Annotated in this window: 27 protein-coding genes and 1 tRNA gene; 15 read left to right on the plus strand and 13 right to left on the minus strand. The window is 72.1% G+C overall.

From position 1 onward, the window contains the following. Positions 1-150 precede the first annotated feature (150 nt). Together M1L56_RS03045 and M1L56_RS03050 are read right to left on the minus strand one after the other, a co-directional pair. A complete protein-coding gene (locus M1L56_RS03045; protein WP_067950768.1) occupies positions 151-1155 on the minus strand; it encodes an isopenicillin N synthase family oxygenase in 1005 nt (334 codons plus the stop codon). A 275-nt stretch (positions 1156-1430) separates the two neighbouring features. Next, entirely contained in the window at positions 1431-2132 is a 702-nt protein-coding gene (locus tag M1L56_RS03050; protein WP_248598108.1) for a LysE/ArgO family amino acid transporter, read from the minus strand. Positions 2133-2201: 69 nt separating this feature from the next. Here M1L56_RS03050 and M1L56_RS03055 point away from each other — a divergent pair, with 69 nt between their 5' ends. After that, positions 2202-3107: a LysR family transcriptional regulator ArgP gene (locus M1L56_RS03055; RefSeq protein WP_248598109.1), complete on the plus strand. Its 906-nt coding sequence runs from the start codon at positions 2202-2204 to the stop codon at positions 3105-3107. A 25-nt stretch (positions 3108-3132) separates the two neighbouring features. Here M1L56_RS03055 and dgt read toward each other — a convergent pair whose 3' ends face one another. The 3 genes from dgt to M1L56_RS03070 all read right to left on the minus strand — a co-directional run bounded on the left by dgt (position 3133) and on the right by M1L56_RS03070 (position 6432). After that, positions 3133-4644 carry a dGTP triphosphohydrolase gene (gene dgt, locus M1L56_RS03060; RefSeq protein ID WP_248598110.1) on the minus strand — a complete coding sequence of 504 codons (1512 nt, stop codon included), beginning with the start codon at positions 4642-4644 and terminating at the stop codon, positions 3133-3135. Between the two features lie 14 nt (positions 4645-4658). Next, positions 4659-5876, minus strand: a complete 1218-nt coding sequence (locus M1L56_RS03065; protein WP_248598111.1) for a pyridoxal phosphate-dependent aminotransferase — start codon at positions 5874-5876, stop codon at positions 4659-4661. Positions 5877-6009: 133 nt separating this feature from the next. Then, the gene (locus M1L56_RS03070; RefSeq protein ID WP_067950759.1) at positions 6010-6432 is read right to left on the minus strand and encodes a hypothetical protein; all 423 of its coding nucleotides are present in this window, start codon (positions 6430-6432) and stop codon (positions 6010-6012) included. Between the two features lie 266 nt (positions 6433-6698). Between M1L56_RS03070 and M1L56_RS03075 the strand changes: the two genes are divergently transcribed. The 5 genes from M1L56_RS03075 to rplA all read left to right on the plus strand — a co-directional run bounded on the left by M1L56_RS03075 (position 6699) and on the right by rplA (position 9498). Then, positions 6699-6771, plus strand: a tRNA-Trp gene (locus M1L56_RS03075). Positions 6772-6811: 40 nt separating this feature from the next. Continuing rightward, positions 6812-7087 (plus strand): preprotein translocase subunit SecE, encoded by a 276-nt coding sequence (secE, locus tag M1L56_RS03080; RefSeq protein ID WP_067950757.1) that lies wholly within the window; start codon positions 6812-6814, stop codon positions 7085-7087. A 68-nt stretch (positions 7088-7155) separates the two neighbouring features. Next, on the plus strand, positions 7156-8079 hold the full coding sequence (nusG, locus tag M1L56_RS03085) for a transcription termination/antitermination protein NusG (RefSeq protein WP_067950755.1): 924 nt from the start codon (positions 7156-7158) through the stop codon (positions 8077-8079). 154 nt (positions 8080-8233) lie between these two features. After that, positions 8234-8662 carry a 50S ribosomal protein L11 gene (rplK, locus tag M1L56_RS03090; protein WP_067950753.1) on the plus strand — a complete coding sequence of 143 codons (429 nt, stop codon included), beginning with the start codon at positions 8234-8236 and terminating at the stop codon, positions 8660-8662. Between the two features lie 146 nt (positions 8663-8808). Continuing rightward, positions 8809-9498: a 50S ribosomal protein L1 gene (gene rplA / locus M1L56_RS03095; RefSeq protein ID WP_067950751.1), complete on the plus strand. Its 690-nt coding sequence runs from the start codon at positions 8809-8811 to the stop codon at positions 9496-9498. 63 nt (positions 9499-9561) lie between these two features. On the opposite strand, the gene M1L56_RS03100 is transcribed toward rplA, so the two are convergent. From M1L56_RS03100 to M1L56_RS03110, 3 genes are all read right to left on the minus strand, one after another. After that, a complete protein-coding gene (locus tag M1L56_RS03100) occupies positions 9562-9780 on the minus strand; it encodes a hypothetical protein (protein WP_067950749.1) in 219 nt (72 codons plus the stop codon). Continuing rightward, positions 9777-10019 carry a DUF2188 domain-containing protein gene (locus M1L56_RS03105; RefSeq protein ID WP_067950747.1) on the minus strand — a complete coding sequence of 81 codons (243 nt, stop codon included), beginning with the start codon at positions 10017-10019 and terminating at the stop codon, positions 9777-9779. Before M1L56_RS03105 ends, M1L56_RS03100 begins: the two co-directional genes overlap by 4 nt. A gap of 136 nt (positions 10020-10155) precedes the next feature. Then, on the minus strand, positions 10156-10425 hold the full coding sequence (locus tag M1L56_RS03110; RefSeq protein ID WP_067950745.1) for an acylphosphatase: 270 nt from the start codon (positions 10423-10425) through the stop codon (positions 10156-10158). Positions 10426-10508: 83 nt separating this feature from the next. Here M1L56_RS03110 and M1L56_RS03115 point away from each other — a divergent pair, with 83 nt between their 5' ends. Together M1L56_RS03115 and glsA are read left to right on the plus strand one after the other, a co-directional pair. Next, positions 10509-10871 (plus strand): iron chaperone, encoded by a 363-nt coding sequence (locus M1L56_RS03115; protein ID WP_248598112.1) that lies wholly within the window; start codon positions 10509-10511, stop codon positions 10869-10871. Then, on the plus strand, positions 10868-12115 hold the full coding sequence (glsA, locus tag M1L56_RS03120) for a glutaminase A (RefSeq protein WP_248598113.1): 1248 nt from the start codon (positions 10868-10870) through the stop codon (positions 12113-12115). The genes M1L56_RS03115 and glsA overlap by 4 nt, the downstream gene beginning before the upstream one ends. 67 nt (positions 12116-12182) lie before the next feature. Here the strand turns inward: glsA and M1L56_RS03125 are convergent, their stop codons facing one another. After that, positions 12183-13550 (minus strand): NAD-dependent succinate-semialdehyde dehydrogenase, encoded by a 1368-nt coding sequence (locus tag M1L56_RS03125; protein ID WP_248598114.1) that lies wholly within the window; start codon positions 13548-13550, stop codon positions 12183-12185. Positions 13551-13767: 217 nt separating this feature from the next. Between M1L56_RS03125 and M1L56_RS03130 the strand changes: the two genes are divergently transcribed. Together M1L56_RS03130 and M1L56_RS03135 are read left to right on the plus strand one after the other, a co-directional pair. Continuing rightward, the gene (locus M1L56_RS03130; protein ID WP_248598115.1) at positions 13768-14928 is read left to right on the plus strand and encodes a CaiB/BaiF CoA-transferase family protein; all 1161 of its coding nucleotides are present in this window, start codon (positions 13768-13770) and stop codon (positions 14926-14928) included. Positions 14929-14970: 42 nt separating this feature from the next. Further along, positions 14971-16179, plus strand: coding sequence for an acyl-CoA dehydrogenase family protein (locus tag M1L56_RS03135; RefSeq protein ID WP_248598116.1), 1209 nt, complete (start codon positions 14971-14973; stop codon positions 16177-16179). A 101-nt stretch (positions 16180-16280) separates the two neighbouring features. Here M1L56_RS03135 and M1L56_RS03140 read toward each other — a convergent pair whose 3' ends face one another. After that, positions 16281-16616 carry a hypothetical protein gene (locus M1L56_RS03140; protein ID WP_248598117.1) on the minus strand — a complete coding sequence of 112 codons (336 nt, stop codon included), beginning with the start codon at positions 16614-16616 and terminating at the stop codon, positions 16281-16283. A gap of 316 nt (positions 16617-16932) precedes the next feature. Here M1L56_RS03140 and M1L56_RS03145 point away from each other — a divergent pair, with 316 nt between their 5' ends. The 4 genes from M1L56_RS03145 (at position 16933) to M1L56_RS03160 (ending at position 20170) form a co-directional block, all read left to right on the plus strand. Further along, the gene (locus M1L56_RS03145; protein ID WP_248598118.1) at positions 16933-17751 is read left to right on the plus strand and encodes an amino acid ABC transporter substrate-binding protein; all 819 of its coding nucleotides are present in this window, start codon (positions 16933-16935) and stop codon (positions 17749-17751) included. A 127-nt stretch (positions 17752-17878) separates the two neighbouring features. After that, positions 17879-18544, plus strand: a complete 666-nt coding sequence (locus M1L56_RS03150) for an amino acid ABC transporter permease (RefSeq protein WP_248598119.1) — start codon at positions 17879-17881, stop codon at positions 18542-18544. Then, positions 18531-19319 (plus strand): amino acid ABC transporter ATP-binding protein, encoded by a 789-nt coding sequence (locus M1L56_RS03155; protein WP_248598120.1) that lies wholly within the window; start codon positions 18531-18533, stop codon positions 19317-19319. The genes M1L56_RS03150 and M1L56_RS03155 overlap by 14 nt, the downstream gene beginning before the upstream one ends. A gap of 56 nt (positions 19320-19375) precedes the next feature. Next, a complete protein-coding gene (locus tag M1L56_RS03160) occupies positions 19376-20170 on the plus strand; it encodes a Pr6Pr family membrane protein (protein ID WP_248598121.1) in 795 nt (264 codons plus the stop codon). 16 nt (positions 20171-20186) lie between these two features. On the opposite strand, the gene M1L56_RS03165 is transcribed toward M1L56_RS03160, so the two are convergent. The 3 genes from M1L56_RS03165 to M1L56_RS03175 all read right to left on the minus strand — a co-directional run bounded on the left by M1L56_RS03165 (position 20187) and on the right by M1L56_RS03175 (position 24830). After that, on the minus strand, positions 20187-21674 hold the full coding sequence (locus M1L56_RS03165; protein ID WP_282573111.1) for an FAD-dependent oxidoreductase: 1488 nt from the start codon (positions 21672-21674) through the stop codon (positions 20187-20189). 65 nt (positions 21675-21739) lie between these two features. Next, positions 21740-23170, minus strand: a complete 1431-nt coding sequence (locus M1L56_RS03170; RefSeq protein WP_248598122.1) for an aspartate aminotransferase family protein — start codon at positions 23168-23170, stop codon at positions 21740-21742. A 106-nt stretch (positions 23171-23276) separates the two neighbouring features. Beyond that, a complete protein-coding gene (locus tag M1L56_RS03175) occupies positions 23277-24830 on the minus strand; it encodes a CoA-acylating methylmalonate-semialdehyde dehydrogenase (protein ID WP_248598123.1) in 1554 nt (517 codons plus the stop codon). Positions 24831-24942: 112 nt separating this feature from the next. Here M1L56_RS03175 and M1L56_RS03180 point away from each other — a divergent pair, with 112 nt between their 5' ends. Next, positions 24943-26619, plus strand: coding sequence for a PucR family transcriptional regulator (locus M1L56_RS03180; RefSeq protein WP_248598124.1), 1677 nt, complete (start codon positions 24943-24945; stop codon positions 26617-26619). Positions 26620-26645 lie beyond the last annotated feature (26 nt).

A 26645-nucleotide genomic window follows, 5' to 3' on the forward strand; every position in this document is an offset into this window, starting at 1 on the left:
TCCTGCCCGCCCGCCCCGGGCCGCGGTAGCCGTGATCCGGTCGATTCCGCCCTCCACCGACCGGTGGATGCCGGCGTCCCCGACGATCGAGTGTCCACATCGTGCGGGTCCGGTGCTCCGCGACCCGCATCGAGTGGACACTCGATCGGATCAGGCCCCGACGAGCAGGTGCGGGTGCTGCGCCTCGACCACGTTCGGGTGCGCGCGCAGCCGGCTCTTCAGCCAGTTCTCGCCGAAGACCGCGTGGAGCGGGTTCGCCGGGTCCTGCGTGACCCCCGCCGCCTCGGCCGCGAGCGCAGGCGGGAGCTCGATGGTCGGAATCGTGGCGTCGAGGGCCGGTCCGTGGAAGTAGGGGATCGAGATCCGCTCCGTACCAGGCGCCGGGGAGACCACGCGGTGCAGCGTCGCCTTGAGGTACCCGCCGGTGGCGATCTCGAGGAGCTCCCCGATGTTCACCACGAACGCGTGGGCGGGCGGGGTCACGTCGATCCACTCGCCGTCCTTCTCGACCTGCAGCCCGGCCTTGCCCTCCTCGACCGAGAGCAGCGTGAGCACCCCGAGGTCCTTGTGGGCGCCGACGCCCTGCGCGGGCTGCTCGGCCTCGACACCGGGGTAGCGGGCGATCTTCATGTACGGCGACGGGTTCCGGAACGCCTCGTCGAACGTGTCGGCGGGTGCGCCGAGCGCCTCCGCCCAGGCGCGCAGCAGGCGCGAGCTCACCTCGTCGAGCCGGGCGATCCACTCCTCGGCGACCTCGCGCAGCTCGGGCAGCGCCTCCGGCCACAGGTTCGGGCCCTGCAGGATCCAGTAGTCCGGCGTGTCGGGTCCGGCGGGCACGGCGGGGCGCTCGGCGCCGATGTCGATCTGCTCGCGGATGTCGACGCGGCCGAGCGTGCGCTCACCGCCCATCCGCGTGTAGCCGCGGAAGTGCGGGCTCGTGACGTTCTCGATCGCGAGCTTGTGCGACTCGGGCAGCGCGAAGAACGCGTGCGCCACCTCGTACGCGCGGTCGATCAGCTCAGCGGGGACGCCGTGGCCGACGAGCGAGAAGAAGCCCACCTCGTGGGTCGCGCGGCGCAGTTCGTCGCGGAACTGCGCCTGCTGCTCCGCGGTGCCGTTGAGGAGGGAGAGGTCGAGGACGGGGATGCCGGACATGTGCTGGTCCTTTCGAGGGTGCCGGGGATGGGTGCGCCGACGACGAGGCGGCCCCGGCATCCTTGACGTCGGCTCGTGGCATCCGTTTCGATGGCGGTGCCTCGAAGAGCGGATGCCGCTGAGCTGACGCGGACGCGTCGGATGCGGCGTGAGCACGGGGGCTGCGGTCGGCGGCGCGGAGGAATCGCGCCCTGGGATCGTCGGGGAGACGATCGCCTAGCGGCGACAGCAGCGACAGGACTTGGTGCTCACGATGACGCACACGGTAGCACGACTCAGGTGGGCAGCACGAGCGAGACCGCGATGGCGAGCATCACGACGGCGATGATGCCGTCGAGGATGCGCCAGGCACGCGGGCTCGCCAGCACCCGGCCGAGCAGGCGGGCGCCGTACGCGAGCGAGAAGAACCAGACGAGGCTCGCGAGCATCGCGCCGACGGCGAAGGTCCAGCGGAGGTCGCCGTACGTGGCGCCCACCGAGCCGAGCAGCACGACCGTGTCGAGGTAGACGTGCGGGTTCAGCCAGGTCAGCGCGAGGCACGTGAGCATGACGGGGAGCACCGCCGTCGGCCGGGCGATCACGCCGGCGGTCGAGGAGGACGCGCCGGCGCCCGCCCCGGTGGTCGAGGAGGACGCGTCAGCGCCCGTATCGAGGCCCCCGGCTCCGTCCTCCGCGACGAGCCCCGCCTCCGTCCCACGGATGGCCCGCCGTGCCGCGAGCACCGCGTATCCCACGAGGAACGCCGCGCCCGCCCAGCGCGCGACGCCGACCAGCCACGGCATCGCCTGCAGCGCCGCGCCCATGCCGCCGACGCCCGCGGCGATGAGCACCGCGTCGGAGATCGCGCAGATCGCGGCGACGACGAAGACGTGCTCGCGGCGGATGCCCTGCCGCAGCACGAACACGTTCTGCGCGCCGATCGCGATGATGAGCGAGAAGCCGAGGCCGAGGCCGGCCACGAGCACGCTGAAGTCCATGGCGTCAGGCTACGCAGTGCATCGAATCAACTCCAGCTCAGGATTCTTCACAAGCATTAGCATTGCTTCATGCAGATCCCCCTCGACCTGGCGCGCACGCTCGCCGCCGTGGTCGACGCCGGCACGCTCGAGGCGGCCGCCGCCGAGCTCAGCATCACGCCGTCGGCCGTGTCGCAGCGCCTCAAGCAGCTCGAGCAGCGACTCGGTCGGGTGCTCGTCGTGCGCTCGAAGCCGGTTCGCACCACCGAGGCGGGTGCCGCGGTCGTCCGCCTGGCTCGCCAACTCGCCCTGCTCGAGCACGACGCGCTCGCCGCGTTCGGCGGCGACGACGCGGCATCCGCTCGCCCCACCACCGTGCCCCTCGCGGTCAACGCGGACTCGCTCGGCACGTGGTTCCTGCCGGCGCTCGCGCGGATCGCCGAGCGCCACCGCGTCGTCTTCGACCTGCACCGCGACGACCAGGACTTCACCGCCGAGCTCCTGGAGTCGGGCACCGTCATGGGCGCCGTCACCTCCCGTGCGGCGGCGGTCGCGGGCTGCGTCGTCCGCCCGCTCGGGGTCATGCGGTACACCGCCGTCGCGACGCCCGGCTGGGTCGCGCGATGGTGTCCCCAGGGGGCGGATGCCGCGGCGCTCGCCGACGCGCCCCGGGTCGACTTCGATCGCCGCGACGACCTGCAGGGCGAGTACCTGCGGCTGCTGGGGACGGATGCAGCGGAGCCGCCCCGGCATTACGTGCCCGCCTCGAACGACTTCGCCACGGCCGTGAAGCTCGGACTCGGGTGGGGCCTGCTGCCCGGATTCCAGTCCGACGACGAGCTCGCCGACGGACGCCTCGTCGCCCTCGGCGGGCCGCCCATCGACGTACCGCTCTACTGGCAGCAGTGGAACCTCGGCTCGCCCCTGCTCGACGCGATCGCCGAGGGCATCACCGCCGAGGCGCGCCGCGCCCTGCGGCGCCCGCCGGTCGAGTAGGACGCGAAGCGCCCGTACCGAGACCTCAGAGGTTCTGCCCGATGTCCCACAGCCGGTCGGGGCGACCGTCGATCGCCTCCGACACCGCGAGCGCCTGGTCGTCGGACAGCGACGCGACGTAGTCGATCACGCCGCGGCCGACCCCGAGCGCCGGCACGTCCGCGGCATCCGGGACGGGCACGCCCTCGGGTCGCGTCTCGCGCAGCTGCGCGTACCCGTCGGTGGCGATCTCGACCAGCTCCTTCAGTCGCTGCGGGACGCGGTCGCGGTCGTCCTCGTCGTGCACCCACGCGGTGAGCCCGTTGACCGCGCGGGTCAGCACCCGGCTGAGCCCGCGCTGGTACATGACGATGTCGGACCGGTCGAGGATGAAGTGACGGTGCACGAACTTCAGCACCTCGACCTCGTGCCACGCCCGCACGTCGAGCGTCACGGGACCGGCCCGCACGACGCCCTCGGGCGACGGCACGACCGAGGACTGCAGGTGGTCGATCCACCGGTTCGCGAACGACGACAGCGCCCGTTCGGAGGCGATCGAGCCATCGAACGGCATCGCGAGCAGGCCGTCGACGAGGTCGTCGGCCACCACGGACACCGCCTCGCGGAACGCGTCGTCGTTCGCGATCCACGGGTCGCTCGCGTGCATCTTGCGGCGCAGCGCCTCGAGTGCGCTGCCGGGCGGGGCGGTCCGCCCGCGGAGCGCGTCGGCCTCGAGGTCGCGGAGCTGGGCGGTGAAGTCCATCCAGCCGCGGAACTCGCGCGCCACCGCGCCCTGGCTGAGCAGGCCCGCGCGGTAGAAGTCGTCGACGTCGTGGATGGAGTACGCGATGTCGTCGGCGATGTCCATGACGGAGCACTCGAGCGACTGGGTGAGCGGCGCGTGGCCGCGGCGCGCCTCGTGGAAGTCGGCGGCGTCGATGCCGTACGTCGAGAACTTCAGCACGTCGACCCCGTCGGGCGTGCGACGCAGGCCGCGGGGGAGGGGGCCGTCGCCGAGGGCCTCCACGTCGAGGTAGCGCGTCCACGGGTACTTCGCGACCGCCGTGCGGACCGCGGCGGTCAGGTTGAGCCCGCGGGGCGCCGCCTCGCTCACGTCGAGCGAGGCGAGGATGCGGTACGTCTGCGCGTTGCCCTCGAAGCCGTCGGTGAGGCCCAGCCGCTCGCGCGCGAGCCGGTCGAGCACGCGCTCGCCGAGGTGCCCGAACGGCGGATGTCCGAGGTCGTGGGCGCTCGCGGCCGCCTGCACGACGACGGCGTCGCAGCCGTGCTCGAGGGCGAGCGACCGGGCGGGGGACGCGGCATCCGTCAGCTTGACGGCGATCGCGCGCGCGACCGCGGTCACCTTGATCGAGTGGGTCAGGCGGTTGTGGATGAGCGGCCCGGCCCCGGGCTGCGCGATGACCTGCGTCACGGCCGACAGCCGGGAGAAGTACGGCGAGAACCGGATCCGCTCGAGGTCGAGGCGGAACTGCGAGTGCTCGCCGACCACGTCGGCGCTGCGGCGCGGTTCGTGGACGCGTCGCGTCGCGCGATCCATCGGCGGCACCCGGGTCAGCCGAACAGGCGCTGCAGGCGCTGGACGCCCTCGAGCAGCGGCTCGTCGCCGAGCGCGTAGCTGAACCGCAGGTAGCCGCTCGGGCCGAACGCCTCACCGGGCACGGCCGCGACCTCGGCGCGCTCGAGCATGAGGTCGGCGAGCTCGAGCGACGTCGTCGGCGTGACGCCGTCCCACTCGCGGCCGAGCAGGCCCGTGACATCCGGGTACACGTAGAAGGCGCCCTGCGGGACGGGCACCGCCATGCCGTCGATCTTCGACAGTTCGGCGACGATCAGGCGCCGGCGGCGGTCGAAGGCCTGCCGCATCCGCTCGACGGGCTCCTGGGGCCCGGTGAGGGCCGCGATCGCCGCGCGCTGCGAGATGTTCGACACGTTCGACGTGAGGTGCGACTGGAGGTTCGCGGCGCCCTTCATGACGTCGGCGGGGCCGACCATCCAGCCGAGGCGCCAGCCGGTCATCGCGTACGTCTTGGCGACGCCGTTGACGAGGACGGTGCGGTCGGCGAGCTCCGGCACGGCCTCGACGATCGACACGGCCCGTGGCGCGGGCGCCCCCTCGTCGTCGGCGTACGTGAGGTTCTGGTAGATCTCGTCGGTCACGACCCAGATGCCGTGCTCGAGCGCCCACTCGCCGATCTCGCGGACCTGCTCGGGCGAGTACACCGCACCGGTGGGGTTCGAGGGCGAGACGAACAGCAGCACCTTCGTGCGCTCGGTGCGCGCCGCCTCGAGCTGGTCGACCGTGACGAGGTAGCCCTGGTCGCTGCCGGCGAACACGTCGACCTGCGTGCCGCCCGCGAGCTTGATCGCCTCGGGATACGTGGTCCAGTACGGCGTGGGGACGAGCACCTCGTCGCCCTCGTCGAGCAGCACCTGGAAGGCCTGGTAGACCGCCTGCTTGCCGCCGTTGGTCACGACCACCTGGCCGATGCCGACCTCGAGCCCGGAGTCGCGGAGGGTCTTCGCCGCGATGGCCTCGCGGAGGTCGGGCAGGCCCGCCGCGGGCGTGTACCGGTGGTTGCGCGGGTCGCGGACCGCCTCGAGCGCGGCCTCGACGATGTGTTCGGGCGTGGCGAAGTCGGGCTCGCCCGCGGCGTACGAGATCACCGGGCGGCCCTCGGCCTGCAGGGCTTTCGCCTTCGCATCGACCTTCAGGGTCGCGGACTCGGCGATGGCGGCGATGCGGGCTGAGAGACGTCGCTGTTCGTTCACGCGACCAGCCTAGGGTTTGCGCCCGTCCGTGTCAGCGGATGCCGCGGGGAGCCCGCTCGCCCGCACGGAGGGGCGCCGCGGCAGTGCCCCCAGCCGCGGCGCCGGCGCCCGCCCCCACGGGCGCGCCCTGTGCTCAGTCGTTCCGGACGGCCAACTCCCTGCCGTGGACGGTGAGCGCGTAGATGACGAAGACGTCGAGCACGATGACGATGAGCGACCACCACGGCTGGGCCGGGAGGAGGAAGACGTGGCCCACCGCGTTCAGCGACGCGAGCACGACGGCGACGACGCGGGCCCACGTGGCGCCGGTGAACAGCGCGAGCGCGACGAGGATGAGGACGATCCCGAGGATCAGGTGCCACCAGCCCCACCCGGACACGTCGAGCAGGAACAGCGTGCCGCTCGTCACGACGAAGTACGCGTCGGGCTGCAGGATGGCGATGAAGCCGTAGATCGCGTCGATCGCGCCGGCGATCAGCAGGATGGTCCCGGCGAACCAGCCCCAGCCGATCCAACCGGTCACGCGGACCTCGTCCGCGGCGGAACGAGTGCTCATGGCGGTGCCCCCTTCCGTGCGGTGGCGGGGCGGCCTCCGGCCCGCTCGCCGTACGCGCGTCACGGTAATCCCGAGGCGGATGCCGCGGGCGGGACGTTCGTCCCGCGGGATTCCGGGCGGTTTGGTGCCGCTCCCGGCGTCGCATACACTTGGTGAGGTTGTTGAAGTCAGCCAAGATCTTCTGCGCCTTCTTCCGGGTCTCCGCCCGTCGGGAGGAACGGGATCGGCGGCTTCGATCCATGTGATCCGCCGGTTGCGGGTCGCATAGGGCGGTGGCTCAATTGGTAGAGCAGCGGTCTCCAAAACCGCAGGTTGCAGGTTCGAGTCCTGTCCGCCCTGCGAGCCGGCCGGCGTCGGCCGGCCCATGAAAGGTGTACGAGTGGCCCGGAAAGTGATCGACGAACCCAGCGAGGAGATCGTCGCCGATGCCAAGCGCGAACGCGCGGCACGGCGCAACCCCTTCGCCCGGATCGCCCTGTTCATCCGGCAGGTCATCGGCGAGCTGAAGAAGGTCGTCACCCCGACGCGCAAGGAGCTGTTCACCTTCACCGGTGTCGTGCTGGTGTTCGTGGTGATCATGATGGCGATCGTCTGGGGTATGGACCAGGTGTTCGGCTGGCTGGTTCTGTACGTCTTCGGACAGCCGGGGGTCTGATCGGGCCGTCGGCCCGATACCCGCCGCCGTCTCCGGGCGGCACGGCAGAAGAGAAGGATTGAGGAACAGTGTCGAGGAACGAGCGCGAAGACGTCGACTGGGCCACGGCCGCTGAGCAGTCGTCCGAGGTCGAGGAGGCCCAGGAGGGCGCCACGCAGGAGCACGACGAGGACTCGGTCGAGCCCGCCGAGCACCGCGCGGTGCACGTCGTCGACGACGAGGGCACCGAGGTCGACCTCGACGCCGTGCTCGACTCGCTGGCCGAGGCGACCGACCCCGAGGCCGACGCCGTCGTGGACGACGCCCTCGACATCGACTCCGCCGACGAGGCCGAGGCCGCATTCGAGGCCGTGACCGAAGAGGACGAGGAGCACGACCCCTACGAGGCGTTCCGCAACGAGCTGCGCTTCCTCCCGGGCAAGTGGTACGTCGTCCACTCCTACGCCGGGTTCGAGCGTCGCGTGAAGGCGAACATCGAGCAGCGTCGCGAGACCATGGCCATGGCGGAGTTCATCCACCAGGTCGAGGTCCCGATGGAGGACGTCGTCGAGATCAAGAACGGCCAGCGCAAGATGGTCACGCGCGTCCGCGTGCCCGGCTACGTGCTCGTCCGCATGGACCTCAACGAGGAGAGCTGGTCGGTCATCCGCCACACTCCCGGCGTCACCGGCTTCGTGGGCAACGCGCACAACCCGACGCCGCTCCGCTTCGAGGAGGCCTTCAACATGCTGAAGAGCCTCGTCGACATCAAGGACGTCGCTCCCGCCAAGGGTGCGAAGGGTGCCGCCGCGGGCGGTGCCGCGCGCCAGATCCCCGCCGAGGTCGACTTCGAGATCGGCGAGACCATCACCATCAAGGACGGCTCGTTCGCGGGCCTGCCCGGCACGATCAACGAGATCAAGCCCGAGAGCGGCAAGCTCACCGTGCTCGTCTCGCTGTTCGAGCGCGAGACGCCGGTCGAGCTCAGCTTCGACCAGGTCACCAAGCTCTAAACCGAACACAGCATCCGCGCAGCGACCCTCCGGTATCATCGGAGGGTTGTGCTGCGTTCCGCACACACCACAGACCACCGCAACCCGGAACCGCCGGGACCTGCGGGAGAGTGCCCCGGCCCAGGCCGGGCGTTCGAACAGGAAGAGAGAAATCATGGCACCGAAGAAGAAGGTCACGGGTCTGATCAAGCTTCAGATCAAGGCCGGCGCCGCCAACCCCGCCCCGCCGATCGGTCCGGCGCTGGGTCAGCACGGCGTCAACATCATGGAGTTCTGCAAGGCGTACAACGCCGCCACCGAGGCGCAGCGCGGCAACGTCATCCCCGTCGAGATCACCGTCTACGAGGACCGCTCCTTCACCTTCGTCCTGAAGACCCCGCCCGCCGCGGAGCTCATCAAGAAGGCCGCCGGCGTCGCCAAGGGCTCGGGCGTCCCGCACACCACCAAGGTGGGCAAGATCTCGGCCGACCAGGTCCGCGAGATCGCCGAGGCCAAGATGGTCGACCTCAACGCCAACGACATCGACGCCGCGTCGAAGATCATCGCCGGCACCGCTCGCTCGATGGGCATCACGGTCGAATAGCCGACTCGCCCGGGTCTCGGTACGGCGCTTCGCGCCGACTCGACCACCGGGCCGACGGATGCCACGCGGCATCGGTCACCACAGAACTCTCATTCGTGGCAGCGCCCGCCAGGCGCGATGACCACACTCTCGCAAGGAGAACCAACATGGCACAGAAGTCCAAGGCCTACCGGGCCGCGGCCGAGAAGATCGAGGCCGGCAAGTACTACACCCCGACCGACGCCGTCGCGCTCGCGAAGGAGACCGGCTCGGCGAAGTTCGACTCGACCGTCGAGGTCGCGCTGAAGCTCGGCGTCGACCCCCGCAAGGCCGACCAGATGGTGCGCGGCACCGTCATCCTCCCGCACGGCACCGGCAAGACCGCCCGCGTCATCGTCTTCGCGACCGGCCCGGCCGCCGAGGCCGCCATCGCGGCGGGCGCCGACGAGGTCGGCGGCGCCGAGCTCATCGAGAAGGTCGCCGGCGGCTACACCGCGTTCGACGCGGCCGTCGCCACCCCGGAGCTCATGGGCCAGGTCGGTCGTCTCGGCAAGGTCCTCGGCCCCCGCGGCCTCATGCCGAACCCGAAGACCGGCACCGTCACCCCCAACCCGGCCAAGGCCGTGGAGGACATCAAGGGCGGCAAGATCGAGTTCCGCGTCGACAAGCACGCCAACGTGCACTTCGTCGTCGGCAAGGCCTCGTTCACGCAGGAGCAGCTGAACGACAACATCAAGACCGCCCTCGAGGAGGTCGTGCGCCTCAAGCCGTCGAGCGCCAAGGGCCGCTACATCCAGAAGGGCGCCGTGTCGACCACGTTCGGCCCCGGCATCCCGCTGGACGTCAACGCCATCTGAGTCGCCTGACTCGTCACGAGGGGCCCGCCGGTTCGCCGGCGGGCCCCTCGTCGTACCCGGAGGCTACTCGGTCGACTCCGGCGCGTCGTCGAGGTCGATCTCCTCGCCAGCCAGGTCGTTGTCCGCGTACATCGGCTCCTGCTCGCGGGGCGACCCACCGGTCGGCCCGTCGTTGCCGTCGCCGGTGCCCGGCAGGACGGTTTCGCCGGCGACCGCGTCGTTCACCACGGTCTCCTTCGCCTCCCGGTCGGCCTCGATGAAGTCGTCTCGTCGATCGGTCATGCGTCCGCCTCCTCTGCTCGCGCGCGGTCGTCCGCGCCCGCCTCGTCCTCATCGGTGATCACGCCGGTCTCCTCAGCCGGGATGATCCGGTGCTCGGTGCCGAGCGACGCGGCGAGCTCGCGCCCGGCGTCGATCGCCTCGTCGCGCGTGCGGAAGCTCCGCGAGCGCTCGGGCTCGCCGATCACCCGGTTGACCCACTGTCCGCGCTTGGACATCGTCTCGACATCGCCCTCGGCCATGGGCACCTCCTCTCGGTCCGCCGGCGGTCGTCGACCGCCGACCGTCCCAGTCAAGACCGGCACGCCTCGGACCGACAGGCGTTGACACGCTCCCCGCCGGACGTCACGCGCCGCGGGCCATGGGCGGCGGCATCCGTCAGCTGACGACGCGGAACCCGCGCTCGCCGGTCGGCGCGAGGTCGGCGGTGCTCATCGAGGTGACGTCGGCACCGGGCGGGCCCTCGTCGAGCCACGACAGCATGGCGTCGACCGCGGCGGCCTCGCCCTCGATCTCGGCCTCCACGGCGCCGTCCGAGCGGTTCTTGATCCATCCGGAGACGCCGAGCCGCTGGGCCTCGACGCGCGCGCTGAACCGGAAGCCGACCGCCTGCACGCGGCCGTGGACGATGACGCGCTGTCGGATCATGCGACCCCCTCGTCCCGAGGGTAGACCCGCCGACCCGGCGACGCACGGATGCCGCCGCGCGAGCCCCGCGTAGCATGAGCCGCATGGGCGAGGTCGACGAGTACGTGGCGGGGCTCGACGAACCGGCGAGGTCCGCCATCGCGGCGGTGTACCGGGTGGCGCGGGCGACCGTCCCGGACGCGGTCGATGGCCAGGGCTACGGCATGCCGGCGCTGCGCTACCGCGACGCCGCCCTGCTCTCGGTGATGCAGGCGAAGGCGCACCTCGGGCTGTACCCGTTCAGTCCCGCCGTGATCGCAGCACTCGCCGACGAGCTGGCGGGCTTCGGCACGGCCAAGGGCACGATCCGGTTCACCCCGCAGCATCCGCTGCCCGATGACCTGGTCGAACGACTCGTGTCGCTGCGGCGCGACGAGATCGACGCGTCCGTCGGCGGTCGCCGGTGAGCGGCAACGAGCGGCCGCGGCTCCTGGGCGCCGCCGTCGACGAGGAGCTCGCCCGGGCGCTCGGCCGCGTCGTGGAATCGGTCGACGGCGGGAAGGTCGCCGACGGCATCCCGGAACTCGCCGACGTGGACCCCGACCGGTTCGGGGTGTCGGTCGCGAGCGTGCTCGGACGCGTGTACGGCGCGGGCGACACCGGGGTCGGGTTCACGATCCAGTCCGCCTCGAAGCCGTTCGTGTACGCGTTCGCGTGCGAGACGGTCGGCACCGACGCCGTGCACCGCAGCGTCGGCGTGGAACCCAGCGGCGAGCCGTTCAACGCGATCAGCCTCGACGAGCTCGGTCGGCCCGAGAACCCGTTCATCAACGCCGGCGCGATCGTGACGACCTCGCTCGTGCCGGCGGCCGACGCCGAGGAGCGGTTTTCACGCATCCACGAGGCGCTGTCGCGATTCGCCGGCCGCGAGCTCGACGTCGACGAGGAGGTGTACACCTCGGAAGCCGACACCGGCCACCGCAACCGGGCGCTCGCGGGCCTCGCGCTCGCGGCCGGATCGCTCGCGACCGACGACGTCGACAGCGCGACCGACCCGTACTTCCGCCAGTGCTCGCTCATCGTCACCACCGAGGACCTCGCGCTCATGGGGGCGACGCTGGCGAACGGCGGCGTGCACCCGCTGACGCGCGACCGCGTCGTGGGCGAGCGGGCCGCCCGCGACACGCTCTCGGTCATGGCCACGTGCGGCATGTACGACCGCTCCGGGTCCTGGGCGTTCCGGGTCGGGATGCCGGCCAAGTCGGGCGTCGGCGGCGGGATCGTCGCCGTGCGGCCCGGCGAGTTCGGCGTGGGCGTGTTCAGCCCGCCCCTCGACGAGGCCGGCAACAGCCTCCGCGGGGTCGCGATGCTCGAAGAGCTGTCGGCCCGCTTCGGCCTGCACATGTTCGACCACCTGCGCGTGCCGGCGTCGCCCGTCGGGTCGGCGACGGTCGACGAGGAGACCCGCTCGGTCACGCTCGAGCTTCGCGGCGAGCTCGACTTCCTGGCGGCCGAGCAGGTCGTGCACGACGCAGGCCGGCTCGTGGAGCACGTCGACGCGCGCACCCTCCGCCTCGACTTCGACGACGTGACCTACGTCAGCGAAGTGGCTGAGCGGCTGCTGCGCGCGACGGCCGCCGCGGCCGAGGAGGCCGGCCTCGACGTGCAGTTCCCGGGTGCGCCCGAGGGCATCGACCCCGGCATCCGCTGAGCGACGACGCCGTGCAGACGACGCCGCGCCCCGCAGCGGATGCCGCGGGGCGCGTCGGGTGGGACGATCAGCCGATGCGGATGAGCTTCTTGTTCACGAACTCGTCGGCGCCGAAGCGGCCGAGCTCACGACCGAAGCCGGAACGCTTCACGCCGCCGAAGGGCAGCTCCGCGCCATCCGCCAGCACGATGTTGACGAACACCATCCCGGCCTCGATCGCGTTCGCCACGCGGTCGGCCTGCTCGGGGTCGGTCGTGTAGAGGTACGAGCCGAGGCCGAACGGGATGTCGTTCGCGATGCGCACCGCGTCGGCCTCGTCAGCCGCACGGTACACCTGCGCCACGGGTCCGAAGAACTCCTCCTTCGACGCGGGGTTGTCGCTCGCGACGTCGGTGAGCACGGTCGTCTGGAAGAACGCGCCCTCGCGCGTGCCGCCGTGCACGAGCTTCGCACCGTGCTCGATGGCGCGCTTCACCTGCTCCTCGAGACCCTCGGCCGCCTTCAGCGACGACAGGGGACCGAGCACCGAGTCGGACGACATCGGGTCGGTCGCCTCGACCTCGGCGATCTTCGCCGTGAACTTCTCGAGGAACGGCTCGTACAGCTCGTCGATCACGATGAAGCGCTTGGCCGCATTGCAGGACTGGCCGCTGTTGTCGAGACGCGCGTCGACCGCGTTCTGCACGGCCTCGTCGAGGTCGTCGGTCGACAGCAGGATGAACGGGTCGGAACCGCCGAGCTCGAGCACGACCTTCTTCAGGTGCTTGCCCGCGACCGCGGCGACCGCGGCGCCCGCGCGCTCGGAGCCGGTGAGCGACACGCCCTGCACGCGCGGGTCGGCGATGACCCGCTCGATCTGATCGTGCGAGGCGTAGATGTTCACGTACACGCCCTCGGGGGCGCCCGCGTCGCGGAAGATCCGCTGGATCGCCTCGGCCGACTCGGGGCACTGCTCGGCGTGCTTCAGCAGGATCGTGTTGCCGATGATCACGTTCGGGCCGGCGAAGCGCGCCACCTGGTAGTACGGGAAGTTCCACGGCATCACGCCGAGCAGCACGCCCAGCGACGAGCGCCGCACGACCGCGGAGCCCTCGCCGCCCTGCAGCTCGATGGGCTCGTCCTTCAGGAACTCGGCCGCGTTGTCGGCGTAGTACGTGTAGATGTCGCCCGCGAAGTCGGCCTCGGCGAGCGCCTGCTCGATGGGCTTGCCCATCTCGCGGACGATGATCTCCGCGAGCTCCTGGCGGCGCTCCACGTGCAGCTCGCCGACGCGGCGGATCAGGGCGGCGCGCTCCTCGACCGTGGTCGACTTCGACCAGGTGCGGTGCGCCTCGTCGGCGGCGGCGATCGCGGCCTCCAGCTCGGCGTCGGTGATGGTCGGGTACGTCTTGACCGTCTCTCCGGTGGCCGGGTTGACGACGGCGTAGTTCGTCATGGGACTCCTCTGGATGATGGTGCACGTGACTCGCCACCCGGTCGGCGACGACGGTGCACGCCACTCCCAAGCCTAAGCGGAGATCCTGCCCGCGCGATCGACGCGGTGGCGGATCCGCGACCGGCGTTGGACATCCTGTACAGGAGGGGTCCCCGGGGGCGTGGGTATCGTGGCGAGCGGATCGGCTCGAGCGGTCCGGATCGGCCGAGGAGGGCGGATGGCGCACACGGAGCAGCGTGCGGGCGGCGGCGTGCTCGCCGGCATCCGCATCGCCGACTTCTCGCGCGTGCTCGCCGGACCGTACGCGACGATGCTGCTCGGCGACTTCGGCGCCGACGTCGTCAAGATCGAGCCGCCCGCGGGCGACGACACCCGCCAGTGGCATCCGCCGGTCGGGCCCGACGGGCAGGCCACGTACTTCGCGAGCGTGAACCGCAACAAGCGCTCGGTGGCGCTCGACCTCACGGATGCCGCGGGGCTCGCCGAGGCGCGACGGCTCGCCGCGAGCGCCGACGTGGTCGTCGAGAACTTCCGGCCCGGGGTCATGGCGCGGTTCGGACTCGCGTACGACGACGTGCGCGCCGCGAACCCGGGCGTCGTGTACTGCTCGATCACCGGGTTCGGTGCCGGCGAGGGCGCCGCGCTCGCCGGGTACGACCTGCTCGTGCAGGCGGTCGGCGGGCTCATGAGCATCACCGGCGCGCCCGACGGCGACCCCACCAAGGCGGGCGTCGCGCTCGTCGACGTGCTCACCGGCCAGAACGCGGTCGCCGGCATCCTGCTGGCCCTGCGGCGGCGGGATGCCACGGGCGAGGGCGCGCACGTCGAGGTGAACCTGCTGCAGAGCCTGCTCTCCGCGCTCACCAACCAGGCCGGGTCGACCCTCGCGACGGGTCGCGCCCCCGGACGGCTCGGGAACGCGCACCCGAGCATCGCCCCGTACGCGGTGTTCCGCGCCGCCGACCGCGAGCTCGTCATCGCCGTCGGCAACGACCGGCAGTTCCGCACGCTCGCGCGGCTGCTCGGGGCTCCGGCGCTCGCCGACGACGAGCGGTTCACGACGAACGCCGCCCGGGTCGGGCACCGGGACGCGCTGCACGAGGAGCTCGGACGCGCGCTCGCCGCGGCATCCGCTGCCCATTGGGTCGAGGTGCTGACGGATGCGGGCGTGCCGTCGGGCCTCGTGAACGACGTGGGGGAGGCGCTGGCGTTCGCCGACCGGCTCGGGCTCGCCCCCGTCGTCGACCTCGACGGCGTGCGGTCGGTGGCCAACCCGATCGGCCTCGCCGCCGCGCCGCCCGGCTACCACTCGCCGCCCCCGCGTCTCGACGCCGACCGCGGCGCCGACTGGCGCCGAACGAACCCGCTGGACGAGTAGCGCGCAGCGCGAATCGAGACCTCGAACCGCGAAAGGACCACCATGACCGACACCGCCGCCCCGACCGTCACCGCGCCGCGCATCGACGCCGTCTTCGACCTCGACGCCCTGCTCACCGACGAGGAGCTCGCGTGGCGCGACCGGGCGCGCCGCTTCGCGCAGGAGCGCATCGCGCCGGTCATCGAGCAGGACTTCGAGGACCAGCGCTTCCGCCGCGAGCTCGTGCGCGAGGCCGGCGAGCTCGGGTTCCTCGGCATGCACCTGAGCGGGTACGGATGCGCCGGGGCGGGCGCCGTGGCCTACGGCCTCGTCTGCCTCGAACTTGAGGCGGCCGACTCCGGCTGGCGCACCTTCGTGTCGGTGCAGGGATCGCTCGCGATGAGCGCCATCCGCACGTACGGCTCGGAGGAGCAGAGGCAGCGGTGGCTGCCGGGCATGGCGGCGGGCGAGCTCATCGGCTGCTTCGCGCTCACGGAGCCGCAGGGCGGGAGCGACCCCGCGGCGATGACGACCGTCGCGCGGCGCGAAGGCGACGAGTGGGTGCTCGACGGCGCGAAGCGGTGGATCGGGCTCGCCTCGCTCGCCGACGTCGCGGTCGTCTGGGCGAAGGTGGCGGATGACGCGGGAGAGGACGCTGGCGTCGTGCGCGGGTTCCTCGTGCCGACCTCGACGCCGGGCTTCACGGCGACGCCCATCACCGGCAAGCTCTCGATGCGCGCCTCGGTGCAGTGCGACGTGACGTTCGACGGCGTGCGGCTGCCGGCCGACGCGATGCTGCCCGGCGCCCGCGGGCTGTCGGGGCCGTTCGGCTGCCTCAACGAGGCGCGCTACGGCATCGTGTGGGGCGCGATGGGCGCGGCGCGGTCCTGCCTCGAGGCGGCGCTCGCGCGATCGATGTCGCGCGAGGTGTTCGGCAAGCCGATCGGGGCGAACCAGCTCATCCAGGCCAAGCTCGCCGACATGCTCGTCGAGGTCGAGAAGGGCGTGTTGCTCGCGCTGCACCTCGGACGGCTCAAGGAGCGCGGCGCGCTCACGCCCGCGCAGATCTCGGTCGGCAAGCTGAACTCGGTGCGCGAGGCGCTGCGGATCGCGCACGACGCGCGGGCCATCCTCGGCGGCGACGGCATCACGTCGGAGTTCCCGGTCATGCGGCACGCGGCGAACCTCGAGTCGGTTCGCACCTACGAGGGCACCGACGAGGTGCACCAGCTCGTCATCGGCCGGGCGCTCACGGGCCTCAACGCGTTCTGAGTCGCGCCCGGCGCTCCGCCGCCTCCGGCGCGCGTACTGGGCACCGACGGCCGAGGCCGGCACCCCGCGGGGATGCCGGCCTCGGTGGAGCGGGGCGCGGGTCAGTTGACGCCGGGGATGACGATCCAGCCCTGCGAGAGCACGATCCACAGCACCACGAGCACGAGCGCGACCACGGTGAGGGCGATGCCGCCGCGGCGGGTGCTACCGCGCAGGAAGAGCAGGACGGCGAGCACGATCGCGAGGATGATGCCGAGCACGAGCGACCCGAACGGGATTCCCGTGACGAACAGCGAGAGCAGGAACAGCACGGCGACGACGATCTCGATGATCGCGACGACGTTCGTCCCACGACCGCGGGCGCGCATGATGCCGTCGACGAGCGCGGCGATGCCGCCGGCGAGGGCGATGACGAGCAGCCAGGACAGGGTGAGCATGGGGGTCTCCTTCGGTGTGGGGGCACCTCGTCGAGGGGATCCGCCCCTCGACGGCGGCCAGCCTAGCCACGGCGGCGGCCGGGGCGCCGCCGGTTGCGCGTCCGTTGCGCGCCGGTGTAGGCCGGTGGCGAGCCGGGATCGCGGGGCTTGCCGCCGATCGTCCGTGAATCGTGCGGATCGGGAATGGAAACGCGGCGTCATCCGGTTTCATCCCGTGGCCGCGGCCTGCTGGACTCGAACCGGCAGTCGCACCACGTCCCGCGGCATCCGGCCCACCACGCCGAACCGCCACCACGTCACGAACGGAGCACCATCCATGACCCGCACCCGCACGATCCTCGGCCTCGCCGCCGCATCCGCCGCCGTCGTCGCGCTCGCCGCCTGCTCGAGCGGTGACAGCGGCTCCGGCTCCGGGTCGACGGATGCCGCGGGCGACGACTACGGCCTCGTGCAGGCCGGCACGCTGACCGTCGCCACCGAGGGCACCTACCGCCCCTTCAGCTTCCACGAGGACGGCTCGGGCGACCTCGTCGGCTACGACGTCGAGGTGGCCGAGGCCGTCGCCGAGAAGCTCGGCCTCGAGGTCCAGTTCCAGGAGACGCAGTGGGACGCGATCTTCGCGGGCCTCGACGCGGGCCGCTTCGACGTCATCGCGAACCAGGTCTCGATCACCCCGGAGCGCGAGGAGCAGTACCTCTTCAGCGAGCCGTACACCGTCTCGCGCGGCGTCGTCGTCGTGAACGAGGGCGACACGTCGATCTCGTCGTTCGACGACCTCGAGGGCAAGACCACGGCCCAGTCGCTCACGAGCAACTGGTACGAGCTTGCGACCGAGTCGGGTGCGAACGTCGAGGCTGTCGAGGGCTGGGCTCAGGCCGTGTCACTGCTGCAGCAGGGCCGCGTCGACGCGACCATCAACGACCAGCTCACCTTCCTCGACTACCTGAACACGACCCCGGATGCCGCGATCGAGGTCGCCGCCGAGACCGACGAGACCTCCGAGAGCGCGTTCGCCCTCACCCAGGACAAGGAGGCGCTCGTCGAGGCGATCGACGAGGCGCTCGCGGAGCTCCGCGAGGAGGGCGTGCTCGCCGAGCTCGGCGAGAAGTACTTCGGCGCCGACGTCTCCGAGTAATCCGTACCCGAGTGTCGCCGTTCCCGCCGCCTGATGCCGCGGGGACGGCGACACTCGTCGTGGATGGCAACATTGGGCGGAAGGCCGCGCCCGCGGCATCCGTCGACGCCCGGAAGGACGTGACCGAGTGAACGAGAGCCTGCAGCTCTTCGTCGAGTCGTTCTGGCCGATCGTGTGGGGCGGCATCAGCGGGACCATCCCGCTCGCCCTCGCCTCATTCGCGATCGGGCTCGTGCTCGCCCTCGCGGTGGCGCTCATGCGCCTCTCGAAGAACCCGATCGTGTCGAACATCGCCCGGTTCTACATCTCGGTGATCCGCGGCACGCCGCTGCTCGTGCAGCTGTTCGTGATCTTCTACGGCCTGCCCGCGATCGGCGTCGTCATCGACCCGTGGCCGAGCGCCATCGTCGCGTTCTCGCTGAACGTCGGCGGGTACGCCGCCGAGGTGATCCGCGCGGCCATCCTGTCCGTGCCGAAGGGGCAGTGGGAGGCGGCGTACACGATCGGCATGTCGCCCGCGACGACGCTGCGCCGCGTCATCCTGCCGCAGGCGGCGCGCGTCTCGGTGCCGCCGCTGTCGAACACGTTCATCTCGCTCGTGAAGGACACGTCGCTCGCGTCGCTCATCCTCGTGACCGAGCTGTTCCGCGTCGCCCAGCAGATCGCCGCATTCAGCCAGGAGTTCATGCTCCTCTACCTCGAGGCGGCGCTGATCTACTGGCTGTTCTGCCTCGCCCTCTCGGGCGGGCAGGCGAGGATCGAGAAGAGGTTGGACCGCTATGTCGCCCACTGACCGCCGGCACACGGATGCCGCAGTGCTCCTGTCCGCGCGCGGCATCCGCAAGTCGTTCGGGGCCAACGAGGTGCTGCGCGGCGTCGACTTCTCGGTGCGCCGCGGCGAGGTCGTGACGCTCATCGGCCCGAGCGGGTCCGGCAAGACGACGGTGCTGCGTGCGCTCAACGGCCTCGAGACGCCGGATGGCGGCGAGCTCGAGTTCGACGGCGGGCCGACGATCGACTTCTCGCGTCCGGTTTCGAAGGGCGACCGGATCGCGATGCGGGACCGCTCGGCGATGGTGTTCCAGCACCACAACCTGTTCCCCCACATGACCGTGCTCGAGAACGTGGTCGAGGGGCCGATCCGGGTGCAGCGCGTGCCGAAGGCGGAGGCGATCGCGGCCGCCGAGGCGCTGCTCGACCGGGTGGGCCTCGCCGAGAAGCGCGACCAGTACCCGTTCCAGCTCTCGGGCGGGCAGCAGCAGCGCGTCGGGATCGTGCGCGCGCTCGCCCTGAAGCCCGACCTGCTGCTGTTCGACGAGCCGACGAGCGCGCTCGACCCCGAGCTCGTCGGCGAGGTGCTGCACGTCATCAAGGAGCTCGCCGACGAGGGCTGGACGATGGTCGTCGTCACGCACGAGCTCGCCTTCGCGCGGCAGGCGGCCGACGAGGTGCTGTTCATGGACGGCGGCGTCATCGTCGAGCGCGGCGCACCGCGCGACATCTTCACGAACCCGCGCGAGGAGCGCACCCGGCGGTTCCTCGACCGGATCCTGCGCCCGCTCGACTGACGGCACCGGCGCGGGGCGCCCAGCGAGTGCGGGTGCGAGGCGCGTAACGTGAGGGCATGCCCGCGACCGTCACCGGCTCCGCCGCAGGGGTGACGACCGCGAGGCGCGGGTTGGGCGCCTTCCGGCTCGGCATCGCCGTGCTCGAGATCGTGGCGCTCGTCGGCAACTACGAGTACGTGCTGCGCTTCCCGCTGTTCGCGTCGGTGAACTTCTTCAGCTACTTCACCATCCAGTCGGCGATGCTCGCCGTGGCCACGCTCCTCGTCGCGGCCTGGTTCGCCTGGTTCCGCCCGCGGGATCCGGTGTGGCTCGGTGCCTTCCGCACGATGGTCACGGTCTACCTCCTCGTCTCCGGGGTCGTGTTCGCGCTCATCGCGGCGCAGGCGTCGAGCCGCGACTACCGGCTCGACATCCCCTGGTCGGACACGCTGCTGCACTTCGTGGTGCCCGTGCTCGCCCTCATCGCGTGGACCATCGATGCGATCCTCGCGGTGAATCCGCCCGTGCCGTGGTCGACCATCGGGTTCGTGCTGCTCTTCCCCTCGGTGTGGCTCGTGTACACGCTCCTGCGCGGCGGGCAGATCGGCTGGTACCCGTACTTCTTCCTCGACGAGACGCAGGTCGGCGGCTACGGCGGCGTGGCCGCGTACTGCGCGATGGTGCTGCTCATCTTCGTCGCCCTCACGTCGGTGCTGGTGGCCGTCCACCGGCGCCTCGAGCGGCGCGGGCTCCGGCAGCGCATCCACCGGCGGCGGCTCGAGGCCGAAGCAGCGGATGCCGCGGCGCGAGCGGATGCCGCATCCGCGCCCGGTTCGCCCGCCGAGTGGCTCGTCGGAGCGGACCGGCGATAGGGGCCCGGGGCGTCCGCTAGGTCGCGACGAACGGTGCGAGGGCGTCGAGCACGACGTCGAGCGCCTCGTCGTCGTCGTCGATCGCGGCGACCCGACGCGCGTGCTCGGCGGCGAGGACCCCGACGAGCATCGGCCGCCGCGGATCGTCGCCGAGGTCGAGCCACGCCGCGACGGTCGGCGTCTCGCCGACGACCGTGAGCACGTTGGGCGTGCCGCGCCCGGGGAGGGGGCCCGGCGTGGCATCCGTCTCGGACCGCCAGAAGGGCGTGTCGAACCGGAGCCAGACGAGGTCGACCGCGCCCATTCCGAGCAGCGAGACGGCCCGCTGGTGGCGGAGCGGCAGCGGCGGGTCGAAGGCGATCGTGTCGGTCCGCAGCACGCCGACCGAGGCGGTCACGATGGCACGCTGCACGCGGATGGACTCGCCCGAGTCGAGTCGGAGGCCCACCCCGCGGTCGTCGAGGGCCACCTCGGTGACGACGCTGGCGCCCGCGATGTCGACCCCGTCGGCGAGCGTCTCGAGGAGCCCCGACCACCCGCCCGTGACCTGGCCCGTCGGGCGCCACACGCGTCCCAGGTCGAGGCGTTGCGCGGACAGGCGCGTCGCCGTCGCCCCGGTGGACGGCTCGATGCCGGTCGACAGGGCGTGGCGGAGCCAGTCCGTCGGCGTGAGCCCGAGGTCGTCGGCTTCGCCGGGGAGCGGCACGACCCCGGAGTCGACGAGCGCGGTGGTGAGGGACACGTCCGACGGCTGGGCGAGCGCCCACTCGTGTGCCGCGGCGATCGCGGCGGTGCCGGTCGGCGGAGGCGTGCCCAGGTTGGCGCCGTTCGGAGTGCGCGCCTCCAGCACGGGGGTGAACCGCCGGGTCGGTACCGCCGCCCTCCGCAGCACCGATCGCATCGTGGCCAGGTCGGACACGAACGGGCTGCCCAGTTCGACCGGCCCGGCGAAGTCGTCGTCGTCGATCGAGTGCAGCCGCCCGCCGAGCCGGTCCGACGCCTCGATCACGACCACGTCGATGCCGCGGTCGGCGAGCGTGCGGGCGGCGGCGAGCCCCGCGATGCCCGCGCCGATCACGGCGACGCGGTCGCCCTCCTCGGCGAGCCCCGCGATCACGCGCCCGGCGCGGAGCCCTTCGTTGTAGGCCCCGTGGACCGTGCCGGGTGCCGTGGCCGAGGTCGCCTCGCCCGCGATCACCAGGCGGCCCTCGACGGGCTCGCCGAGGGCGGTGCGCAGGTCGTCCGTGGTTCCCACGCCGTCGAAGCTGTAGGCGCCGCGGACGAACGGGTCGGCGGTCCAGCGTGAACGGCGGAACGCGACGGGCTGCGGCACCCCGCCCGGCGTCGGCGTCGGGGTCGGCGTGCGCGTGCCCGTCGGCCCCGGAGACCCGGTGGGATCGGGGCGACCGTCGGTGCACGCGGCGAGCGTGAGGGCCGCGCCCGAGAGCGCGGCCGCGAGGAACGCGCGCCGCGGCATCCCACCGGCGGGCCCCCGAGCGTCCATGTGCCTCAGGCTAGCCGCTCCCGGCGGACCGCCCTCCCGCCACGCGACGCCTGGCCGCCCGTGCGTCAGCCGAGCTCGGCGTCGGCCAGGTCGAGCGCGGCGTCGATGATGTCGAGTCCGCGCACGAGCTCCTCCTCGGTGATGACGAGCGGCGGCGCGACGTGCATGCGGTTGAAGTGGATGAACGGCCACAGCCCCGCCTGCTTGCACGCGGCCGCGACCTTCGCCATCGGCGCGGCATCCGCCCCCGACGCGTTGAACGGCACGAGCGGCTCGCGCGTCTCCCGGTCGCGGACGAGCTCGATCGCCCAGAACAGACCGAGTCCGCGCACCTCGCCGACCGACGGATGCCGCTCCGCGATCTCGCGCAGGCGCGGACCGACGACGCGCTCGCCGAGGTCGCGCACGCGCTCGAGGATGCCGTCGCGCTCGAACACCTCGAACGTCGCGACGCCCGCCGCGCACGCGAGCGGGTGACCCGAGTAGGTGAGCCCGCCGGCGAACGGCACGGTGTCGAAGTGCGACGCGATGCGCTGCGACACCACGACGCCGCCGAGCGGCACGTAGCCCGAGTTCACGCCCTTCGCGAAGGTGATGAGGTCGGGCGTCACGCCGAAGTGGTTCACCGCGAACCACTCGCCGACGCGGCCGAAGCCGACCATGACCTCGTCGGCGATGTAGACGATGCCGAACCGGTCGCAGAGCTCGCGCACGCCCTGCAGGTAGCCGGGCGGCGGCACGAGCACGCCGTTCGTGCCGACGACGGTCTCGATGATGATCGCCGCGACCGTGGTCGCGCCCTCGAGCGTGATGACCTGCTCGAGGTGCGCGAGCGCGCGCTCGGTCTCCTCGGCCTCGTTCGACGCGTGGAACGACGAGCGGTACGGGTACGGCCCGAGGAAGTGCACGACGCTGCCGTCGCTCGGCTCGTTCGCCCAGCGGCGCGGGTCGCCGGTCAGCGAGATCGCCGTGGCCGTGCCGCCGTGGTAGCTGCGGTACATCGACATCACCTTGCGGCGACCGGTGACGGCGCGCGCCATCCGCACCGCGTGCTCGTTCGCGTCGGCGCCGCCGTTCGTGAAGAACACCTTGTCGAGGTCGCCGGGCGCGACCTCGGCGATGCGCCGGGCGAGCTCGCCGCGCACGTCGTTGGCGAGCGCGGGCTGGATCGTCGCGAGCCGGCCCGCCTGCTCCTGGATCGCCGCGACGAGATCCGGGTGCTGGTGACCGAGGTTGAGGTTCACGAGCTGGCTCGAGAAGTCGAGGTAGGCGTTGCCCTGGTAGTCCCAGAACGTCGACCCCTCGCCGGCAGCGACGGGCAGCGGGTCGATGAGGGCCTGCGCGCTCCAGGAGTGGAACACGTGGGCGCGGTCGTCGGCGCGCACCTGCGCGTCGGCGGCGGCGTCGGGCAGCGGATGCCGCGTGCCGCGGCGGTCGACGTACGAGGCCGCGGTCGCGGCATCCGTCGTCGCTTCGGGAACGAGCGTGTCGGTCATGTGAAGGTCCTTTCGGGGTCCGGTGGTCGAGTCGGCGCGTCAGCGCCGTATCGAGACCCTGCGACGGTCTCGATACGCGCTTCGCGCTACTCGACCACCGAAGCGGTCAGTGGTTCTGCGGGAAACCGAGGTTGATGCCGCCGTGGGTGGCCGGGTCGAGCCACCGGCTCGTGACGGCCTTCTCGCGCGTGAAGAAGTCGAAGCCGTGCACGCCGTAGGCCTTGCTGTCGCCGAAGAGCGACTGCTTCCATCCGCCGAACGAGTGGTAGGCGACCGGCACCGGGATCGGGACGTTGATGCCGACCATGCCGACCTCCACCTCGTTCTGGAAGCGGCGGGCCGCACCGCCGTCGTTGGTGAAGATGGCCGTGCCGTTGCCGAACCGGCCCGAGTTGATGAGGTCGAGGCCCTCGTCGTACGACGCGACGCGCACGACCGAGAGCACCGGGCCGAAGATCTCCTCGGTGTAGGCGCGCGACGACGTCGGGACGTGGTCGAGCAGGGTCGGGCCGAAGAAGAAGCCGTCCTCGTGGCCGTCGACCGAGAAGCCGCGGCCGTCGACCACGACGGACGCACCGTCGGCTTCGGCGATGTCGACGTAGGAGGCGACCTTGTCGCGGTGCACGTCGGTGATGAGCGGGCCCATGTCGGGCTCGACGCCGTCCGTGCCGGCGCCGTTGCCGATCTTCAGCTTCGCGATGCGCTCGGCGATCTTCGCGACGAGCTCGTCGGCGACGGGTTCGACGGCGAGCACGACCGAGATGGCCATGCAGCGCTCGCCCGCGGCGCCGTAGCCCGCGTTGACGGCCGAGTCGGCGACCAGGTCGAGGTCGGCGTCGGGCAGCACGAGCATGTGGTTCTTGGCGCCGCCCAGGGCCTGGACGCGCTTGCCGTGCTTGGCGGCGGTCTCGTAGATGTACTGGGCGATCGGCGTCGAGCCGACGAACGAGATCGACTGGACGATCGGCGAGGTCAGCAGGCCGTCGACGGCGAGCTTGTCGCCCTGGAGGACCGTGAACACGCCGTCGGGCAGGCCGGCCTCCTTCCAGAGCTCCGCCAGCCAGAGCGCGGCCGACGGGTCCTTCTCGCTCGGCTTCAGGACGACGGCGTTGCCCGCCGCGATCGCGATCGGGAAGAACCACATGGGCACCATGGCCGGGAAGTTGAAGGGGCTGATGACGCCGACCACGCCGAGCGGCTGCTTCAGCGAGTAGACGTCGATGCCCGACGAGGCGTTCTCGGAGAAGGCGCCCTTGATGAGGTGCGGGAAGCCGGTGGCGAGCTCGACGACCTCCTGGCCGCGGAGGATCTCGCCCATCGCGTCGGAGAGCACCTTGCCGTGCTCGGCGGTGATGATCGCGGCGAGCTCGCCCTTCCGCGCGTTGAGCAGCTCCCGGAACGCGAACAGCACGCCCTGGCGCTTCGCGATCGAGTAGCGGCTCCAGACCTCGTAGCCGCGCTGCGCGGAGGCGATCGCCTCGTCGATCTCGGCCCGGTCGGCGAGCGCGACCTCCGCCTGCACGGCGCCGGTGGCGGGGTTGTACACGGGCGCGGTCCGGCCGGAGGTGGAGGGGCGCAGCGCGCCGTCGATCCAGTGCCCGAGGTGGGGCACGTCGGCGGTCGCGGCGGGCGAGGTGGCGGCGGTCTCGGTGAGGCTCATGGTGGTCCTTCGGTGGATGCGGTGCTGCCGGATGTCGCGAATCGGACAGAACGACCGGCAGGTCGGTACGCTGATGTGGTCCCAGTCTGACAGCGAAGAACCGAGGTGGACGGTGCCAGAGCGTCGCGAAGATCCACTCGATCGAACGGATCGTCCGGAACGGTCGGACCGCGCCGCCCCTGCGTTCGCCGTCGACGACGCGCTCCCGACGGTCGCCGAGATCCTCGCGCTTCCGGCGGTCGCGGACGGGGTGCCCGAGGTGCTCGTCGGCGACACCGCCCTCGACGCGCGAGTCCGCTGGGTGCACGTCTCCGACAGCGCGGGCGTGGCCCGGCTGCTCGTCGGCGGCGAGCTGCTCCTCTCCACGGGGTCGGGCTGGCCCGCCGAGCCGGGTGAGCTCCGCGCATTCGTCGCCGAGCTCGTCGACGTCGGCATCGCCGGGCTCGTCCTCGAGCTCGGCGTGCACTACAGGTACGTGCCGGCCGTCGTCGTGCAGGCGGCGGCCGACCACGGGCTCGCGCTCGTCGCCCTGCACCGAGAGGTGAAGTTCGTCGCCCTCACCGAGGCGGTGCACCGCCGCATCATCTCCGAGCAGACGACCGCACTGCATGCCCGCGACGAGGTCCGCGAGCGGTTCACGGCACTGGCCCTCCGCGGCGCCCCCGCGGACTACGTCGTGCAGCAGCTCGCGCAGACCCTCGACGCGCCCGTGGTGCTCGAGAACCTCGCACACGAGGTGGTGGCGGCCGACGTGCCGCCCGACGCCGAGGAGGCGCTGCTCGGCGGGTGGCAGCTGCGCTCACGCGACGCCCACCGTCGCGCGGGGACGCCGGCGGGCGGGCCGGACCCCTGGCTCATCGTGCCGGTCGAGGCGCGCGGCATCCGTTGGGGGCACCTGGTCGCGCTGCCCGGGCCGGCGCACCCTGCCGGCCGCACGAGCGTCCTCGAGCAGGGCGCGATCGCGCTCGCGCTCGGCCGGCTCGCGGACGGCGACGACGACACGTGGGGTCGCGTCGGCCGCCGCCGGCTCGTCGAGCACCTGCTCTCCGGGCGCTTCGCCGCACCGGGCGGGGCGACCGCACGGCTCGAGGCGACCGGCCTGCCGGTCACCGGGTCCGACCTGTACGGGCTCGCCCTCGCCGGTCGCGGCGGTGACGGCGACGCGGATGCCGCAGCGCGGGCGCTCGGCGGGCGAGCGATCGAGGGTCGGGCGCCGGGTAGAGGCGCCGCGGCATCCGTTCGCGTGGTGCTGCTGTCGCTGCCGACCGGGACGCCGTTCGACGACGCGGCGGCCAGGTCGCTCGGGCTCGCCCTCGACGCCGGGTCGCCGGCGGACGGGGTCCGTGCGTCGCTCGCGATCGGCTCCCGGGCCGACGACCTCGACGGGTTGCTCGTCTCGGTGCAGGAGGCGCTCGACCTCGCCGCGACGCCGCCGCCGAGGCCCGCGCGCGGGCTCGTGGTGCGCCGCGCGGAGGACCGCCCGCTCGTGCGACTCGTGACCTCGCTCCGCGACGACCACCGGCTGCAGGAGCTCGGCGAACGCATGCTCGCGCCGATCGTCGAGTACGACCTCGCCCGCGGCGGCGACCTGCTCGACGTGCTGGGCGCGATGCTCGCGCATCCCGGCAACCGCACGGCGGCGGCGCACGCGAGCCACCTCTCGCGGTCGGTGTTCTACCAGCGGCTCGCGCTCATCGGCGACCTGCTGGGCGCCGACCTCGACGACGGCGAGACGCTGACGGCGCTGCACCTCGCGCTGCTCGTGCGCCGAGGCGGCGGCGTGCGGTGATCGTTACTTGCTCTTGACAAGTGCAC

It is taken from the genome of Agromyces sp. C10 (assembly GCF_023217995.1).
GTDB classification, from domain to species: domain Bacteria; phylum Actinomycetota; class Actinomycetes; order Actinomycetales; family Microbacteriaceae; genus Agromyces; species Agromyces indicus.

Excerpts from the sequence above, each read along its gene's own strand:
- rplA (WP_067950751.1), top strand. The coding sequence starts at position 8,809 with ATGGCACAGAAGTCCAAGGCCTACCGGGCCGCGGCCGAGAAGATCGAG.
- M1L56_RS03105 (WP_067950747.1), bottom strand. The coding sequence starts at position 10,019 with ATGGCCGAGGGCGATGTCGAGACGATGTCCAAGCGCGGACAGTGGGTC.
- M1L56_RS03135 (WP_248598116.1), top strand. The coding sequence starts at position 14,971 with ATGACCGACACCGCCGCCCCGACCGTCACCGCGCCGCGCATCGACGCC.
- rplK (WP_067950753.1), top strand. The coding sequence starts at position 8,234 with ATGGCACCGAAGAAGAAGGTCACGGGTCTGATCAAGCTTCAGATCAAG.
- M1L56_RS03100 (WP_067950749.1), bottom strand. The coding sequence starts at position 9,780 with ATGACCGATCGACGAGACGACTTCATCGAGGCCGACCGGGAGGCGAAG.
- M1L56_RS03165 (WP_282573111.1), bottom strand. The coding sequence starts at position 21,674 with ATGGACGCTCGGGGGCCCGCCGGTGGGATGCCGCGGCGCGCGTTCCTC.
- M1L56_RS03145 (WP_248598118.1), top strand. The coding sequence starts at position 16,933 with ATGACCCGCACCCGCACGATCCTCGGCCTCGCCGCCGCATCCGCCGCC.
- dgt (WP_248598110.1), bottom strand. The coding sequence starts at position 4,644 with ATGGATCGCGCGACGCGACGCGTCCACGAACCGCGCCGCAGCGCCGAC.
- M1L56_RS03140 (WP_248598117.1), bottom strand. The coding sequence starts at position 16,616 with ATGCTCACCCTGTCCTGGCTGCTCGTCATCGCCCTCGCCGGCGGCATC.
- M1L56_RS03160 (WP_248598121.1), top strand. The coding sequence starts at position 19,376 with ATGCCCGCGACCGTCACCGGCTCCGCCGCAGGGGTGACGACCGCGAGG.
- M1L56_RS03130 (WP_248598115.1), top strand. The coding sequence starts at position 13,768 with ATGGCGCACACGGAGCAGCGTGCGGGCGGCGGCGTGCTCGCCGGCATC.
- M1L56_RS03155 (WP_248598120.1), top strand. The coding sequence starts at position 18,531 with ATGTCGCCCACTGACCGCCGGCACACGGATGCCGCAGTGCTCCTGTCC.
- M1L56_RS03070 (WP_067950759.1), bottom strand. The coding sequence starts at position 6,432 with ATGAGCACTCGTTCCGCCGCGGACGAGGTCCGCGTGACCGGTTGGATC.
- M1L56_RS03175 (WP_248598123.1), bottom strand. The coding sequence starts at position 24,830 with ATGAGCCTCACCGAGACCGCCGCCACCTCGCCCGCCGCGACCGCCGAC.
- M1L56_RS03110 (WP_067950745.1), bottom strand. The coding sequence starts at position 10,425 with ATGATCCGACAGCGCGTCATCGTCCACGGCCGCGTGCAGGCGGTCGGC.
- M1L56_RS03170 (WP_248598122.1), bottom strand. The coding sequence starts at position 23,170 with ATGACCGACACGCTCGTTCCCGAAGCGACGACGGATGCCGCGACCGCG.
- M1L56_RS03125 (WP_248598114.1), bottom strand. The coding sequence starts at position 13,550 with ATGACGAACTACGCCGTCGTCAACCCGGCCACCGGAGAGACGGTCAAG.
- M1L56_RS03050 (WP_248598108.1), bottom strand. The coding sequence starts at position 2,132 with ATGGACTTCAGCGTGCTCGTGGCCGGCCTCGGCCTCGGCTTCTCGCTC.
- M1L56_RS03115 (WP_248598112.1), top strand. The coding sequence starts at position 10,509 with ATGGGCGAGGTCGACGAGTACGTGGCGGGGCTCGACGAACCGGCGAGG.
- M1L56_RS03055 (WP_248598109.1), top strand. The coding sequence starts at position 2,202 with ATGCAGATCCCCCTCGACCTGGCGCGCACGCTCGCCGCCGTGGTCGAC.
- M1L56_RS03045 (WP_067950768.1), bottom strand. The coding sequence starts at position 1,155 with ATGTCCGGCATCCCCGTCCTCGACCTCTCCCTCCTCAACGGCACCGCG.